The 14,563-nt window shown below is 62.0% G+C and carries 16 protein-coding genes; 13 read left to right on the top strand and 3 right to left on the bottom strand.

Features of this window, described 5'->3' with window-relative positions:
- The first annotated feature begins 214 nt into the window (after positions 1-214).
- The 3 genes from hemP (at position 215) to ACVOLZ_RS12830 (ending at position 3,779) form a co-directional block, all read left to right on the top strand.
- Positions 215-409, top strand: a complete 195-nt coding sequence (gene hemP, locus ACVOLZ_RS12820; protein WP_282273037.1) for a hemin uptake protein HemP — start codon at positions 215-217, stop codon at positions 407-409.
- A 148-nt stretch (positions 410-557) separates the two neighbouring features.
- Positions 558-2,762, top strand: coding sequence for a TonB-dependent hemoglobin/transferrin/lactoferrin family receptor (locus ACVOLZ_RS12825; protein WP_481516491.1), 2,205 nt, complete (start codon positions 558-560; stop codon positions 2,760-2,762).
- 90 nt (positions 2,763-2,852) lie between these two features.
- The gene (locus tag ACVOLZ_RS12830) at positions 2,853-3,779 is read left to right on the top strand and encodes a DUF6607 family protein (protein ID WP_481516492.1); all 927 of its coding nucleotides are present in this window, start codon (positions 2,853-2,855) and stop codon (positions 3,777-3,779) included.
- A gap of 142 nt (positions 3,780-3,921) precedes the next feature.
- Here ACVOLZ_RS12830 and ACVOLZ_RS12835 read toward each other — a convergent pair whose 3' ends face one another.
- The gene (locus tag ACVOLZ_RS12835) at positions 3,922-4,275 is read right to left on the bottom strand and encodes a DMT family protein (RefSeq protein ID WP_481516493.1); all 354 of its coding nucleotides are present in this window, start codon (positions 4,273-4,275) and stop codon (positions 3,922-3,924) included.
- A gap of 164 nt (positions 4,276-4,439) precedes the next feature.
- On the opposite strand from ACVOLZ_RS12835, the gene ACVOLZ_RS12840 reads away from it, so the two are divergent.
- From ACVOLZ_RS12840 to ACVOLZ_RS12885, 10 genes are all read left to right on the top strand, one after another.
- Positions 4,440-5,153: a response regulator transcription factor gene (locus ACVOLZ_RS12840; protein ID WP_057630720.1), complete on the top strand. Its 714-nt coding sequence runs from the start codon at positions 4,440-4,442 to the stop codon at positions 5,151-5,153.
- 144 nt (positions 5,154-5,297) lie between these two features.
- Complete coding sequence (locus ACVOLZ_RS12845; RefSeq protein ID WP_481516494.1) at positions 5,298-6,560, top strand: sensor histidine kinase; 1,263 nt, start codon at positions 5,298-5,300, stop codon at positions 6,558-6,560.
- Positions 6,561-6,708: 148 nt separating this feature from the next.
- Positions 6,709-7,089, top strand: a complete 381-nt coding sequence (locus ACVOLZ_RS12850) for a diacylglycerol kinase (protein ID WP_481516495.1) — start codon at positions 6,709-6,711, stop codon at positions 7,087-7,089.
- Between the two features lie 54 nt (positions 7,090-7,143).
- Entirely contained in the window at positions 7,144-7,893 is a 750-nt protein-coding gene (locus ACVOLZ_RS12855; RefSeq protein ID WP_481516496.1) for a TerC family protein, read from the top strand.
- A 429-nt stretch (positions 7,894-8,322) separates the two neighbouring features.
- Entirely contained in the window at positions 8,323-8,955 is a 633-nt protein-coding gene (locus tag ACVOLZ_RS12860) for a LemA family protein (RefSeq protein ID WP_481516497.1), read from the top strand.
- 10 nt (positions 8,956-8,965) lie between these two features.
- Complete coding sequence (locus ACVOLZ_RS12865; RefSeq protein ID WP_481516498.1) at positions 8,966-9,868, top strand: TPM domain-containing protein; 903 nt, start codon at positions 8,966-8,968, stop codon at positions 9,866-9,868.
- Positions 9,868-10,359: a TPM domain-containing protein gene (locus ACVOLZ_RS12870; RefSeq protein ID WP_481516499.1), complete on the top strand. Its 492-nt coding sequence runs from the start codon at positions 9,868-9,870 to the stop codon at positions 10,357-10,359. Before ACVOLZ_RS12865 ends, ACVOLZ_RS12870 begins: the two co-directional genes overlap by 1 nt.
- A 66-nt stretch (positions 10,360-10,425) precedes the next feature.
- Positions 10,426-11,334, top strand: a complete 909-nt coding sequence (lgt, locus tag ACVOLZ_RS12875) for a prolipoprotein diacylglyceryl transferase (RefSeq protein WP_481516500.1) — start codon at positions 10,426-10,428, stop codon at positions 11,332-11,334.
- The gene (locus ACVOLZ_RS12880; RefSeq protein WP_481516501.1) at positions 11,331-12,125 is read left to right on the top strand and encodes a thymidylate synthase; all 795 of its coding nucleotides are present in this window, start codon (positions 11,331-11,333) and stop codon (positions 12,123-12,125) included. The genes lgt and ACVOLZ_RS12880 overlap by 4 nt, the downstream gene beginning before the upstream one ends.
- The gene (locus ACVOLZ_RS12885; RefSeq protein WP_481516502.1) at positions 12,125-12,616 is read left to right on the top strand and encodes a dihydrofolate reductase; all 492 of its coding nucleotides are present in this window, start codon (positions 12,125-12,127) and stop codon (positions 12,614-12,616) included. Before ACVOLZ_RS12880 ends, ACVOLZ_RS12885 begins: the two co-directional genes overlap by 1 nt.
- Before the next feature lie 42 nt (positions 12,617-12,658).
- On the opposite strand, the gene ACVOLZ_RS12890 is transcribed toward ACVOLZ_RS12885, so the two are convergent.
- Both ACVOLZ_RS12890 and ACVOLZ_RS12895 read right to left on the bottom strand, forming a co-directional pair.
- The gene (locus ACVOLZ_RS12890) at positions 12,659-13,267 is read right to left on the bottom strand and encodes a LysE/ArgO family amino acid transporter (RefSeq protein ID WP_481516503.1); all 609 of its coding nucleotides are present in this window, start codon (positions 13,265-13,267) and stop codon (positions 12,659-12,661) included.
- A complete protein-coding gene (locus ACVOLZ_RS12895) occupies positions 13,264-14,202 on the bottom strand; it encodes a fatty acid desaturase family protein (protein ID WP_481516504.1) in 939 nt (312 codons plus the stop codon). The genes ACVOLZ_RS12890 and ACVOLZ_RS12895 overlap by 4 nt, the downstream gene beginning before the upstream one ends.
- Positions 14,203-14,563: the final 361 nt, after the last annotated feature.

The raw sequence follows: 14,563 nt of genomic DNA on the forward strand, positions 1-14,563 counted from the left end.
CCCCCCCCGCGCGCCGCGCCCCCCCCCCCCCTCCTCCACCGCGGCCCGGGGCCCCCGCCCCCCCCCCCCCGCCCCCCCCCCCCCCACTACAGGTGGAGCGAATGGCCCTGTCCGACAGGGTTTGGCTGCGGATTGTGGAGTTGTTGTAAATAGTTCTTGCATCGTTATTGAGAATCATTATCATCAACTCCGTCCCCAGCACGGAATCACGATGATGTCGGCCCAGCCCGTTATGCTTCGCCCCCGCACCCTCCACCTGCCGCAGCGCCCGGTCCAGTTGTTGCCGGTCGACGGCGTTGTCGATAGCGGTGCCCTGCTCAAGGGTCAGCGCGAGATCGTGATCCAGCATGGCGACAAGTTCTATCGCCTGCGGCATACCAGCAACGACAAGCTGATCCTCACCAAGTAAGCCGCAGCACGGCCGCATTCGCCGCAGCCAGCGTGCTCGCGCTTGGCCCCTGAGTGCACAGCTCTCTCCCCCCTTGACTGCAGTCTGGTTGCTCCGGCAACCGGGCTGTCTGTCAGGGGTTTTGTTCACTCCACGATTCCAGGCCTCCATGATCCGTCCAACTGTCTTGACTGCTGCCCTGTGGGCGGTGCTGTCGCCCGCGCATGCAGAAAACGCGGCCTTGCCCGTCGCCCATGAATTCGACCGCGTCCAGGTCACCGCCACTCGTACCGAGCGTGCACTCAGTGATGTCGCTGCCACGGTTGATGTGATCGACCGCGAGCAGCTGGACAAGCAGTTGGCCAACGACATCGCCGACCTGGTGCGTTACGAGCCGGGCGTGTCGGTCACCCGCAGCGCGACCCGTTTCGGCTTGGGTGGCTTCCGCATCCGTGGCCTGGACGCCAACCGCGTGCTGATCCAGACCGACGGCATCGCCATGCCGAAGAGCTTCAACATCGGCAGCTTCGCCAACAGCAACCGCAACTTCACTGATCTGGAAACGCTCAAGCGCGTGGAAATCGTGCGCGGCCCGGCCAGCTCGCTGTATGGCTCAGATGCACTCGGTGGCGTGGTGGCCTTCGTCACCAAGGATCCGGCGGACTACCTGAAGGACGGCAAGGACAGCTATGTCGGCCTGAAGTTTGGCTATGACGGTGAGTGGAAGGGCCTGCTGGCCGGTGCAACCGCTGCTTGGGGCGGTGAACATTGGAGCGGCATGGTCAACGTCAACCATCACCAGGGTCAGGAGACTGGCAACAAGGGTGATGTGCGCAGCATGGACTACACCCGCACCGCGCCGAATCCGCAGGAACGCGACGGCCGCAGCGTGCTGGCCAAGCTGGTCTATGCGCCGGATGAAAGCCAGCGCTTCCGCCTGACCGTTGAAGGTAACGAGGACAGCACCGATACCGACGTGTTTTCTTCAGTCAACAACAAGCATCCGGTGGCAGCGTCGCGTACCACCACCGACATGACCGCACACGACACCCAGAACCGCACGCGCCTGTCCTTCGCCCATGAAATGGATGCGCTGGACGCAGCCTTTGCCGACAGCATGAACTGGCAGATCTATCGCCAGAACAGCGAAACCAAGCAGGTCACCAACGAAGGCCGTACCAATGGCAGCCGCCGTCATCGCGCCTTCCATTTCGACCAGCTGGTGTACGGTGCGCAGCTGCAGTTCAACAAGGCCTTGCAGACCGGTTCGGTCGAGCACGCGCTGACCTGGGGCTTCGATGGCGCGCAGACCGACATCCGCCAGAAGCGCGATGGCTACCAGGTACTGGCCAACGGCACGATCAGCTCCAACATCTCGCCGGACAACTTCCCGGTGCGCGATTTCCCGATCAGCAAGACCACAGAACTCGGCCTGTATGTGCAGGACGAGATGCGTCTGGCCGATGGACGTCTGTCAGTTGTGCCTGGCCTGCGCGTTGACCACTACCGGCTCAAGCCCGAGCTGGATGCGATATTCAGGGAAGACAATCCGAACATGGCGGTCGCTTCGCTGACCAAGACCAGCGTATCGCCGAAGCTGGGCGTGGTGTGGCGTTTCGATGACCAGTGGTCGGTGTTTGCCGGTTACGCGCATGGCTTCCGTTCGCCGCCGTACAACGACGTCAACCTGGGTTTCACAAATCTGACCTTTCGTTACACCGCCATCCCCAATCCGGACCTGAAGCCGGAAACCAGCAATGGTGTGGAGCTGGGCGTGCGCTATGTCAGCCCGGTCGCTTACATGAGCGTCAGCGGCTACTGGAACGACTACCGCGACTTCATCGAATCGCAGCGCTATGTCGGCGTCAATGCGCAGGGTCTGATGGTGTTCCAGTCGCAGAACATCGCTGATGCGCGCATCTATGGTGCTGAGCTGAAGGCCGGTGTCGATTTCGGCCAGGTCAGTGATGCATTGAAGGGCTGGGGCCTCCGCAGCGCGGTGGCATGGGCGCATGGGCAGAACCGTACCGAAGACACTCCGCTGGATTCGGTGGATCCGCTGCGCGGCACCTTCGGCCTGATGTACGACCGAGATGATTGGGGCGTGGAACTAGCTGGCACCTTCGCCCGCCGCAAGGACCGCGTTGCAGTGGCCACGGCGTATCGTCCGGCCGGTTACGGCGTGATGGACCTGATGGCGCATTGGGACTTCGCACCGGGTGCCAAGTTCAATGTCGGTGTGTTCAACCTTACTGATCGCAACTACATCGACTGGTCCAGCATCACCTCGACGCTGGCTGGCAGCAGCACCGTGATTGATCGCTTCAGCAACCCGGGTCGCACCGTTTCGGCCAGCGTCTCGGTGTCCTGGTAAGCAACAACGTTAGCGGTTCCTCCAGGAGCCGGCGAAGGAGCGCATCGCGGCCACGGATGGCCATCCCTTCCATTCGCACAAGGAAAATCCATGAAACTGCTTTCCGCCAGCCTGCCGCTGCTGTTTTTCGTCAGCACCGCCGCCAGCGCCGCTACTGCCGATATCGCCCGTGACCACGACAGCATCCTGAAGATGCAGGGTGAGTACACGGTGGACTTCGCTTTCGATGAAACCGTGCTGCTCAAGCCCGGCTACGAACGCGCGTCGGCGATGCGCAGCGGTGGTGATGAAGTGGTGATCGTGGTTGAAGACACCCCGCAGCGCATCGTGCTGCAGCACCTGCTGGTCGATACCAAGAGCGGCCATGTCACCAAGCATTGGCGCCAGGATTGGGTCTACGAAGCAGCGCAGCGCTTCGAGTTCACTGCCGAGCAGACCTGGGCCGTGCGCGCGATTCCGGCCGCGTTGAACCAGGGTGCTTGGACGCAGTGCGTCTACGAAGTCAGCGATGCGCCGCGCTACTGCGGTACCGGCCGCTGGAGCTACAACAACAATGTGCCGACCTGGACCAGCGACCTGAGCTGGCGCCCGTTGCCGCGCCGCGAATACACCAAGCGCAGCGACTACAACGCGCTGGCGGTGGTGAACCAGCACACGCTGACCCCGAATGGCTGGACCCACGAACAGTTCAACACCAAGGTGCAGCGCAATGCGGACGGCAGCCAGGTGGAAATCGCGCGCGAGTTCGGTTTCAACGACTACATCAAGACCACCGAAGTGAACTTCAAGCCTGCACGCGATTACTGGGCTGCCACCGCACCGTTCTGGGCGCAGGTACGCCAGCGCTGGGATGGCTTCCTCGGCAAGGCACCGGGCGTGCATCTGAAGACCAAGCTCGATGGCATGGCGATGATCATGCCGCTGTTCCAGCAGGCCGAAGAGATCCAGGGCGGCGCGGCGCTGGACACCAGCAAGATCGATGCGGTGTTTGCCAAGTATGTGGAAGCCGCCAAGTAAGTTGGCCGTACCCGGCTTTTTTTGATCTTGTGGGAGCGGCGTAAGCCGCGAAAGCCACTGGTCTATCGGGTCACCGGCATGTCGGTGATTCTATTGATGCCAGCTTCGCGGCTGACGCCGCTCCCACATCACACTTCTGGGCCTATTCCTTGAACATCAGCAGCGCAGCCACCACGATCAGCGCGAACGCTGCCCAGTGGTTCCACTTCAGCGGTTGCCCCAGGTAGGTGGCAGAAAACACCGCGAACACCACCAGGGTAATCACTTCCTGCATGCCCTTGAGCTGCGGGGCCGAATACACCGCACTGCCCATGCGGTTGCCCGGAACCTGCAGGCAGTACTCGAAAAAGGCGATGCCCCAGCTGACCAGGATCACCGTCATCAACGGGGCTGTCTTGAACTTCAGGTGGCCATACCATGCGATGGTCATGAATACGTTGCTGGCAACCAGCAGCAGTACCGGGTAGAGATAGGCAGTAAAGGACGGGGCGGCCATATCCAGTTTCATTAAGGTGGGTCGATAGCATAGGGCGCGGACTGGCAAGCGCTTGTCTGTGCTGAATAAGTTTCAGTTGATACCAAAGATGCGTAAAGGCGTCTTCACACGAAATCCACCAGGAGTGCGGCATCTTTCACAAAGCTGAAGACTAAGGAGGCTCCATGCGACAGACCAAGGAATCGTCCGGGCTGGTATTGGTTGTCGAAGACAACCGCAACATCTCCGAGATGATTGGCGAATACCTGGAAGGCAAGGGGTTTGAGGTGGACTACGCAGCTGATGGCCTGGATGGCTACCGGTTGGCCGCCGAGAACAGTTACGACGTGGTGGTGCTGGACCTGATGCTGCCGCGCTTGGACGGCATCGAAGTATGCCGCCGCCTGCGTAACGAAGCACGCAAGTCCACGCCGGTGCTGATGCTGACCGCACGCGACACGCTGGACGACAAGCTCACCGGGCTTGGTTATGGCGCTGATGACTACCTGACCAAACCGTTCGCGATCCAGGAGCTGGAAGCACGCCTGCGTGCACTGATCCGCCGCGAGCGCCGTCAGGTGGGTGCTGAAGTGCTGAAGGTCGCCGATCTGGTGCTGGATCCGGTCAGCATGCGGGCCACCCGTGCCGGCAGCGAGCTGCAACTGTCGCCGATCGGCCTGCGCCTGCTCACCATCCTGATGCGCGAATCACCGCGTGTGGTGACCCGCCAGGAAATCGAGCGCGAGATCTGGGGCAATGGCCTGCCTGATTCGGATACCTTGCGCAGCCATCTGTACAACCTGCGCAAGATCATCGACAAGCCGTTTGACCGACCCTTGCTGCATACCGTGCAGAGTGCCGGTTACCGGATTGCCGACATCGGTCAGTCCATGGGCTGATCTGCAGGGGGCGTGTACTGGCACCTGTGTTTTGAAGAACCGCCGCAGAACATGAGTCGCGGCGGTTTTTTCATGTCAGGTATTTCTGTGGCTATGCCGCTCCAGTCCAGTCCCTATAATCACTCGGGCTTCTAGGGGGGGCGCATGTCGTACGGGTTACCGCGCAAGATCAAAATGGCGTTCATCCTGCAGGCCTTGCTGGCTAGTCTGGCGGTGTTGCTTGGTGGCTATCTGATGGCGCTGGTGATCAAGTACGGCCTGATCAATTCGGTCCTGCAGAACGAAGCGCAGTACTACTGGCAGCAGCGCGCGCAGGCGCCGGATATGGCGCCGCCCAATACTCTCCGTGTCCGTGGCTATCTGCAGCCTGCCGGGCAGCCCGCTGCGGTGGTGCCTGTGCAGCTGCGTGCACTGGCACTGGGCTTTCATGAGCTGGAGTCTTTCGATCAACTGGTGCTGGTGGATCAGCACCCGGAGGGGCGGCTGTATCTGGTGTTCCAGCGTTCGCCTGTGCACCGCGCGGCCGTCTGGGGAGGGGTGCTGCTGGTACTGCTGGCCATCCATGCGGCGTCCTGGCTGACCTATCGGTCCTCATCGCGGCTGGTTGCGCCAGTGAGCTGGCTGGCACGACGGGTATCGCTGTGGGATCCACGCCACCCCGATGCAAACGAGCTGGCACCGGAGCGCTTGCCGCCGGAGGTACAAGGCGAGACCCGGCAATTGGCGCTGGCCCTGCATGACATGGCCGGAAAGGTTGCCGACCACGTGGCACGCGAGCGCAATTTCACCCGCGATGCCAGTCATGAGCTGCGTACTCCGCTGACCGTGATCCGCATGGCCAGTGACATGGCCTTGGCCGATTCCGGGCTGACCCCACGATTGCAGCGCAGCCTGCAGCGCATTCAGCGCGCCGGGCGCGATATGGAGGCAGTGATCGATGCCTTCCTGCTGCTGGCCCGCGAGGTGGATGTGGAGCCGCAGTCGGAGCTGTTTGATGTCGGCGAGGTGGTGCGCTACGAGGCTGCCAACGTCGAAGAGCTGTTGCAGGGCAAGCAGGTACAGCTGCGGGTCGTGGTTGAAGGTAGCCAGATGCTGATGGCGCCGCCGCGGGTGATGCACGTGGTAGTGGCCAATCTGCTGCGCAATGCCTGTCTGTACACCGATGTGGGCGAGGTGGAGGTGCGGGTGATGCCGGGCCAGGTGGTGGTCCGCGATACCGGCATCGGCATGAGCAGCGAGGCGCTTGCGCGGATATTCGACCCCTTCTTCCGGGCCGACGGCGGTCGCCAGCTGGGCGTCGGGCTGGGCATGCCGATAGTGCGCCGGCTGTGTGAGCGCTGCGGCTGGCGTATAGAGATCGACAGCCGTGAGGGGCAGGGAACCACCGTGACCCTGCTCTATCGCTGAGGTGGGGCTTGGCGGCGGCCGCGGTAAGCAAGGGCCAGATGTGGCAAAATTGGCGGCTAATCTCACGCTACCGGTGTCATTCCCATGAGTGGTTGTTCAGCCTCCAAGGTTTTGCTCGGCCGCGCTGCGGCAACTGGCAAGGTGTCGCATGGCTGATCAGATCGGGCATATGCCGCGTGGCCCCGGGCGCATCCTCAAGGCCGCCAAGTGGTCCTGGCAGGGGCTTTGCGCTGCCTGGATGCACGAGTCCTCGTTCAGGCTGGAAGTCTGTCTGTTCGTGGTGCTGGCACCGCTGGCGTTCTGGCTGGGCCAGGGGCCGGTGGAGCAGGTGTTGATGATCGGCTCGATGCTGCTGGTGATCGCCATGGAGCTGGCCAACTCGGCCATCGAGGCGGTGATCGAGCGCTACGGCCCGGAGTATCACGTGCTGGCCGGCCGCGCCAAGGACATGGGCTCGGCGGCGGTATTCGTGCTGATGATGAACGTGCTGTTGTGCTGGGGCCTGATTCTGCTGCCGCGCGTTTTTTGACAAGTCAGCTGCCGGGTGGCGCTGATGCATTGGTTTTATTGAAGGATTGTTCGCATGTCTCTTGAGTTTCTAGCCGACCCGAACGTATGGGTCACCCTGTTCATGCTCAGCGCACTGGAAATCGTGCTCGGTATCGACAACCTGGTTTTCATTTCCATCGCGGTCGGGCGCCTGCCCGAGGAGAAGCGTCCGCTGGCGCGTCGCGTTGGCATCGCGGTGGCCTGCATCACCCGCATCCTGCTGCTGATCTCGCTGGCCTACCTGGCGCACATGGAGGCAAACCTGTTCACCGTGGCCGGCATGGGCATTTCCATCCGTGATCTGGTGCTGATCGTGGGCGGCCTGTTCCTGCTGTACAAGGGCGCGAAGGAGATCCGCGAACTGGTTACCGGCGGCGAAGATGAAGACCCGACCACGACCAAGGTGGCGTCGTCGTTCGGCATGGTGATCGCGCAGATCGCGGTGATCGACATCGTGTTCTCGCTGGACTCGGTGATCACTGCCGTCGGCATTGCCTCGCATGTGCCGGTGATGGTCTGTGCGGTGCTGTTGTCGGTAGCGGTGATGCTGCTGGCAGCCAACCCGCTGGGTCGTTTCATTGATGCCAACCCGACCGTGAAGCTGCTGGCGCTGGCCTTCATCCTGATGGTGGGTGCGGTACTGGTGCTGGATGGCCTGGACGTGCATGTGCCCAAGCCCTACATCTATGCGGCGATGGGTTTTTCGATCCTCGTGGAATGGCTGAACCTGCTGATGCGGCGCAATGCCAAGGCTCATCACGTACCGGGTTCGGACAACTGGTAAGTGTTTGATCGGCCGGCATCCCCGGCCGACAAAAGGATCCAAAGGGCCGGCTCTGCCGGCCCTTCGTTTTTTCTTGTAGGAGCGGGGGGGGGCCCGCCTCGGGGGGGGAGGTGGGTTTGTGGCCGGCGGGCAAAAGTAAGAGTTGGAGGGTATGGGGGGGCGCCCCGCGCCCCCCCCCCCCCCCCAAAAAACGCCCCACCCGGCCGCCCCGGCGGGCCCGGGCTTTTTTTTTTTACGGCGGGCCGCCCCCCGCGAAGCTGGCATAGCTGGAGTTTTGGACACTCCTGCAATCTGAAGGATGGCCTGCTTCGCGGCTGACGCCGCTCCCACAACCGCCTGGCCCGAGTGCGTTTCCGGCCCCCCCGTCTTTGCAAACCTTGAACAGGCAACGTGGCATGCTCGGCACTCCAGCCATCCAGGGTCCGACCCATGCGCCAGTACCTTCGCCTGATGTTGCTTGTCATCGCGGTGATTTCCATTTCCGGCTGTGGCTACAACGCCATCCAGCAGAAGGATGAGGCGGTCAAGGCCGGCTGGTCCGAGGTGGTCAACCAGTACAAGCGCCGTGCCGATCTGATCCCCAACCTGGTCAACACCGTGCAGGGCTATGCCCAGCAGGAGCGGCAGGTGCTGACCGAGGTCACCAATGCCCGCTCCAAGGTCGGGCAGATCCAGGTCAATGCCGACGATGCTGATTCGCTCAAGCAGTTCCAGCAGGCCCAGGGCGAGCTTGGCAGCGCGCTGTCGCGCCTGCTGGTGGTCAGTGAGAACTACCCGACGCTGAAGTCGGACCAGAATTTCCGTGACCTGCAGGCGCAGCTGGAAGGTACCGAGAACCGCATCACCGTGGCCCGCGGCCGTTACATCCAGCTGGTGCAGGACTACAACACCTATATCCGCTCGTTCCCGCAGGTGATCACCGCCAAGATGTTCGGCTATGCGGCCAAGCCCAATTTCACCGTCGACAACGAGGCGCAGATCGCGCAACCGCCGAGCGTGAGCTTCGGCAGCCAGCCGGCAGCGCCGCAGCAGACGCCGCCGCAGCCCGCGCCGGCACAGTGAGCTGCGCGCGATGAGCGCGTTGCTGCAGCGCTTCGGCTTGCTGCTGTGCCTGCTCGGCCTCGGCTGGGCAGGTCCGGTGCTGGCCCAGCAGCTAGCGCCGATCCCGCCGCTGGATTCGCCGGTGGTCGATACCACCGGCACCCTCGATGCGGCGCAAAAACAGGCGCTGGAGCAGCAGGCCATTGCCCTGCAGCAGCGCAAGGGTGCGCAGCTGCAGGTATTGATCGTGCCGACCACCCAGCCCGAGGACATCGCTCAGTACAGCACCCGCGTGTTCGACCAGTGGGCGATCGGCCGCAAGGGCGTGGATGATGGCGTGTTGCTGCTGGTGGCCAAGGACGACCGGCGGGTACGGATCGAGCCGGGTTATGGTCTGGAAGGTGCCATCCCGGATGCGATCGCCAACCGGGTTATCCAGGAATACCTGGTGCCGCACTTCCGCCAGAACGATTACGCCGGCGGTGTTACCGCTGCCAGTGCGGTGCTGGTCAAGATCATCGATGGCGAGGAACTACCGACACCGGTCAGCAGCAACCGTGATGGTGGCGGTGGCAGCGGTGATTCGATCTTCTTCTTCGCGATCATGATCGGTGTGTTTGCCTCCACCTTCATGCGCATGCTGCTGGCCAAGCTGCCGCGGCCGATCCGTGGCGTGGTCTCGGGCCTGATAGCCGGTGCGGCCGGTTGGCTGCTGCTGTCGGCGGTTGGCGGCGGTATCGCCGCGCTGGTGGCCTTCCTGTTGTCGCTGGGCAAGAGCTCCAGCGGTGGTTTTGCCAGCGGTGGTGGCTGGGGTGGCGGCGGCGGTTTTGGTGGCGGTGGATTTGGCGGAGGCGGTGGAGGCTTCGGCGGAGGTGGCGGTTGGGGCGGCGGTGGTGGACGTTCGGGAGGCGGTGGCGCCTCGGGGAGCTGGTGATGCGCTGGTTACGACATTTCTTTGCTCCCTCCGCGCATGCCGCATTTCCGGAGGCCAGCCTGGACCGGGTCGCCCATGCCATTGCCGATGGCGAGCGTCTGCACAGCGGTCAGGTGATGTTCGCGGTCGAGTCCGATCTGCCGCTTGCCCTGCTGTGGAAGAACACCAGCCCCCGCGCCCGCGCCGAGCACGCCTTCGCGCTGTTGCGCACCTGGGACACCGAGGCCAACAACGGCGTGTTGATCTATCTGTTGCTGGCCGACCATGCCATCGAGATTGTCGCCGACCGTGGCCTGCGGGCGCGGGTGGATACGGCGCAATGGCAGCTGATCTGCGATCACCTGCGTGAGCAGCTGAACGGGAATACCCGCGAGCAAGCGGTGCTGGCGGCGGTGGCCGAGGTCTCGCAGCTGCTGTCGGCGCACTTTCCACCGGATCCGGCGGGGCGCACCCGCAACGAGTTACCTGACCGCCCGCAGGTGTTTGGCTGAACCATGGGTTGAGTGGCAAGGGCTGCTACCCCGAGAATAGGGGCTGGTTCGCCTGACAGTGCCCGCATGCTCTTTCTTCATGACATAGATCCCATCGCTTTCTCGCTGGGTCCGATCGATGTGCACTGGTACGGCGTCATGTACCTGCTTGGCTTTGCTGCCGCTTGGTGGCTGGGCCGCTCACGCATCCTCGCCGGGCGCTTGCCAGGCGTGGATATGAACGGGTTCTCCGACCTGCTGTTCTACGCGATGCTGGGCGTGGTGCTGGGCGGGCGCATCGGCTACATGCTGTTCTACGCAACTGCCGACTTCCTCGCCAATCCGCTGATCCTGCTGCGGGTATGGGAAGGCGGCATGAGTTTCCACGGTGGTCTGCTCGGCGTGTTGATTGCCGGCTGGTGGTGGACACGCAAGCACAAGCTGCATTTCTTCGACACCATCGACTTCGTCGCGCCGCTGGTACCGCTGGGCCTGGGCTTCGGCCGTTTGGGCAACTTCATCGGAGGCGAGCTGTATGGCAAGTTCACCAATGCCGGCTGGGGCGTGATCTTCCCGCATTCGCCGCTGAAGGACATTCCGGCTGGCTTGCCGGCGATGGAGCAGCTGTTGTCGGCCGCGCAGATCCAGCAGGACTATGCTGCTGGCCTGCTCAGCCAGTACGCACGCCATCCCTCGCAGTTGTATGAAGCGCTGCTGGAAGGCCTGGTGATGTTCCTGGTGCTGTGGTTCTACTCGATGAAGCCGCGCCCGCGTTACGCCGTGTCCGGCCTGTTCGCGCTGATGTACGGCAGCTTCCGCTTCCTGGTCGAGTTCGTGCGCATGCCCGACAACGGCGTGTACGTAGCGTTTGATTGGTTGACCCGTGGCCAGATCCTGAGCCTGCCGTTGATCGTGCTGGGCTTGGTGTTGCTGGCAATGTCGCGCCGCGCGCCGGTGTTGCAGCCGGTGCTTCCATTGGAAGAGAAGAAGGCATGAAGCAATATCTGGATCTGCTGCAGCATGTGATGGAGCACGGCACCGAGAAGTCCGACCGCACCGGCACCGGCACGCGCAGCGTGTTCGGCTGGCAGATGCGCTTCGACCTCAACCAGGGCTTCCCGCTGGTCACCACCAAGAAGCTGCACCTGCGCTCGATCATCCACGAGCTGCTGTGGTTCCTGAAGGGCGATACCAATATCGCCTACCTCAAGGACAACAAGGTCAACATCTGGGACGAATGGGCCGATGCCAATGGCGATCTCGGCCCGGTCTACGGTAAGCAGTGGCGCAGCTGGGCCACTGCCGATGGCCGCGAGATCGACCAGATGCAATGGCTGGTGGACGAGATCAAGCGCAACCCGGATTCGCGCCGGCTGGTGGTCAGCGCCTGGAACGTGGGTGAGTTGTCGCAGATGGCGCTGATGCCCTGCCACAACCTGTTCCAGTTCTATGTGGTCGACGGCAAGCTCAGCTGCCAGTTGTACCAGCGCAGCGGCGACATCTTCCTCGGCGTGCCGTTCAACATCGCAAGCTACGCGCTGCTGACGCATATGGTTGCCCAGGCGACTGGCTTGGGCGTGGGTGATTTCGTGCACACGCTGGGCGATGCGCATATCTATTCCAACCATTACGAACAGGCACTCGAGCAGCTGTCGCGTGAACCGCGCGCGCTGCCCAAGCTGTGGTTGAATCCGGAAGTGACCGATCTGTTCGGCTTCCAGTTCGACGACATCCGCGTTGATGACTACCACCCGCACCCTGCGATCAAGGCACCGGTGGCGGTGTGATGAAGCTGTCGATGATCGCCGCGCTGGATCGCAACCGTGGCATTGGCCATGACAACGCGATGCCGTGGCATTTGCCGGATGACTTCAAGCACTTCAAGGCGCTGACCCTTGGCAAGCCCATCCTGATGGGCCGGAAGACCGCCGAGTCGCTGGGTCGCGCGCTGCCGGGGCGGACCAATCTGGTGTTGACCCGTAGCAGCCAGGTGCCGTTTGCCGGCATGCGTGCGGTGGCTTCGTTGGATGAAGCGCGGGCGATTGCGGTGGGCGAGGGCGCTGACGAGTTGTGCGTGATCGGTGGCGGCGAAATCTATCGGTTGCTAATGGATCAGGCGACCGACCTGCACCTGACCTGGGTGGATACCGAGGTGGCTGCCGATACACACTTCCCGGAAGTGGATCCGGCGCTGTGGCGCGAGGTGGAGAGCCAGGTGCATGCAGCCGATGAGCGGCATGCGTTTACGTTCCGGTTTGTGCACTACGTGCGCGTTTGAAGAGTTGCGTTTTCGCCTCCTGCTTCGGTGGGCAGACGCCGCCTAGGCGAAAACGCCAAGCAGCAGCTTTACAGCCAAAGCGCTCATTACCAGGCCGATCAGGAAATCCAGAACGCGCCATGCGCGCGGATTAGCAAATGCTGGCGCCAGCAGGCGCGCGCCGTAGCCCAGAGCGAAAAAGAATACGAACGAGGCCGTGATAGCACCCGCGCCAAAATGGAAGCGCTCAGCGCCGTAGTTGACCGAAATGGAACCCAGCAGGACCACGGTGTCGAGATAGACATGCGGATTGAGCCAGGTAAAGGCAAGACAGGTGAGAAGCGTGGCTTTCAGATCTGGCGCGCTTGTTTCCGCGGGATTGAGCGCTGCCTTGTGTCGCAGGGCAGAGTAGAAGCTTCTGCATGCGTAGAAGGCAAGGAATGCGGCCCCAGACAAGCTCATGACCGTTGCTATCCACGGGGCCTTGCCGATGATGGTGCCGAACCCGACGATGCCAAGGAAGACAAGTGCGGCATCGGACAGCGCACATGCCAGGCTGACCGCAAGCACATGTCTCCTCTGCAAACCCTGCCGCAGAACATATGCGTTCTGAGCGCCAATCGCCGCGATCAGGCTTAGACCAAGAAAAAATCCGGATAGCAGTGCATTCATGTGGGGCTCTGGTCGAAGTCGCGGTCATCCGGTGCTTCCGCTTCGCTGAAAGGTGTTCTCGTGCGCAGGTGATTTGCCCGGTAGTTGCTGTCTTCCATCAATCGGTCATGGCAGCGATGGAAATGCTCCACCGGTACCCCCGGGAAAAGGTGGTGCACCAAGTGGTAAGAGTCGTTCCTTGGGAAGAATACGAGCTTGGGCAACAGTGGGACCTTCATGTTTCTTGAGCGCCATATCTCGCCTTTGTTGGTGAGCAGTCCTCCATGGTCGATGCAGTCGGTCCAGTAATTCAGGGCGGGGTGAATCCATGCGAACGGGATGATGACGAAGGCTAGGGCCGCTGCGAATGAATCGAACGCATAGAAGGCTACTGCATAGAGAATCACGGCTTTCATGGCGGCGTAGCGGAAGCCGTCATTCAATGACAGATCGAACTGCAGGTATCTGCGCAGATGCAAGCCAAGCAGGGGTGTGATCGCGTGGCGAATGAGGGTCTTGGCCGTCACCGGCTCCTCAAGGCGGTATTCCTCGATGTTGCGAAAGTCCAGGTCCTGTTCGTAGTGGCCCAGATAGGCGTGATGTGTACGGTGTTCCAGCCGGTACGTGCGGAACGATTTCATCAGGATCGCCGATGCCAAGCAGCCATAGATGGCGTTCCATTTTTTTGAATGCGTGAATGAGGCGTGGCTGCACTCATGGACAATGTTGTTGATGCCCCTGAGCCGGGTTGCGATGAACACCGACAGCGCGGCGACGGTGATGTGCGCAAGCGGTGTCGATGCGTGGATTGAAATGGTTCCCGCGACGATGCTGCCGATGACCAACAACAGGTAGGCTAGCAATACGATTCCCGCGCGCATTGGGGTTTTCTTTGCGAGTGGGCGGAACACGGGTGCGTACTTTTTTCTGATTTCCTTAGTCGGGTCGTTGTTCATTTTTCAGCTACCTTCTTTTGGAGAGCCGCGGCTTCCGAAGCTGTGCTTTCCTGAGCCCATGCCATAGGCCGTCGCCCGGAGCACGCAGGTAGGAAAGCCGCCCTTCGCCGTGCTTGAGGTGAGGTAGCAGCTTCGGCGAGGGGTTTCCTATGTGCGAGTCATTGAATGCCGTGCGCGGGAGTAGGCAGGGCACCCTGAAGTCAGGCGGAAATCCCTTACCATCCTCCCTTGGCAAGCGTTCGAAGGAGGCAAGTCGAACCTGGTCGCAGAGGCAGGAGCTGGCTGTCCCCGCGTTACACGAGAAAGCGGGTGGTCGAATCGTTGGAAGGTGTTGTTGGGGCGATTGACGCGGCAACGGTCA

Source organism: Stenotrophomonas sp. STEN020 (genome assembly GCF_056760195.1).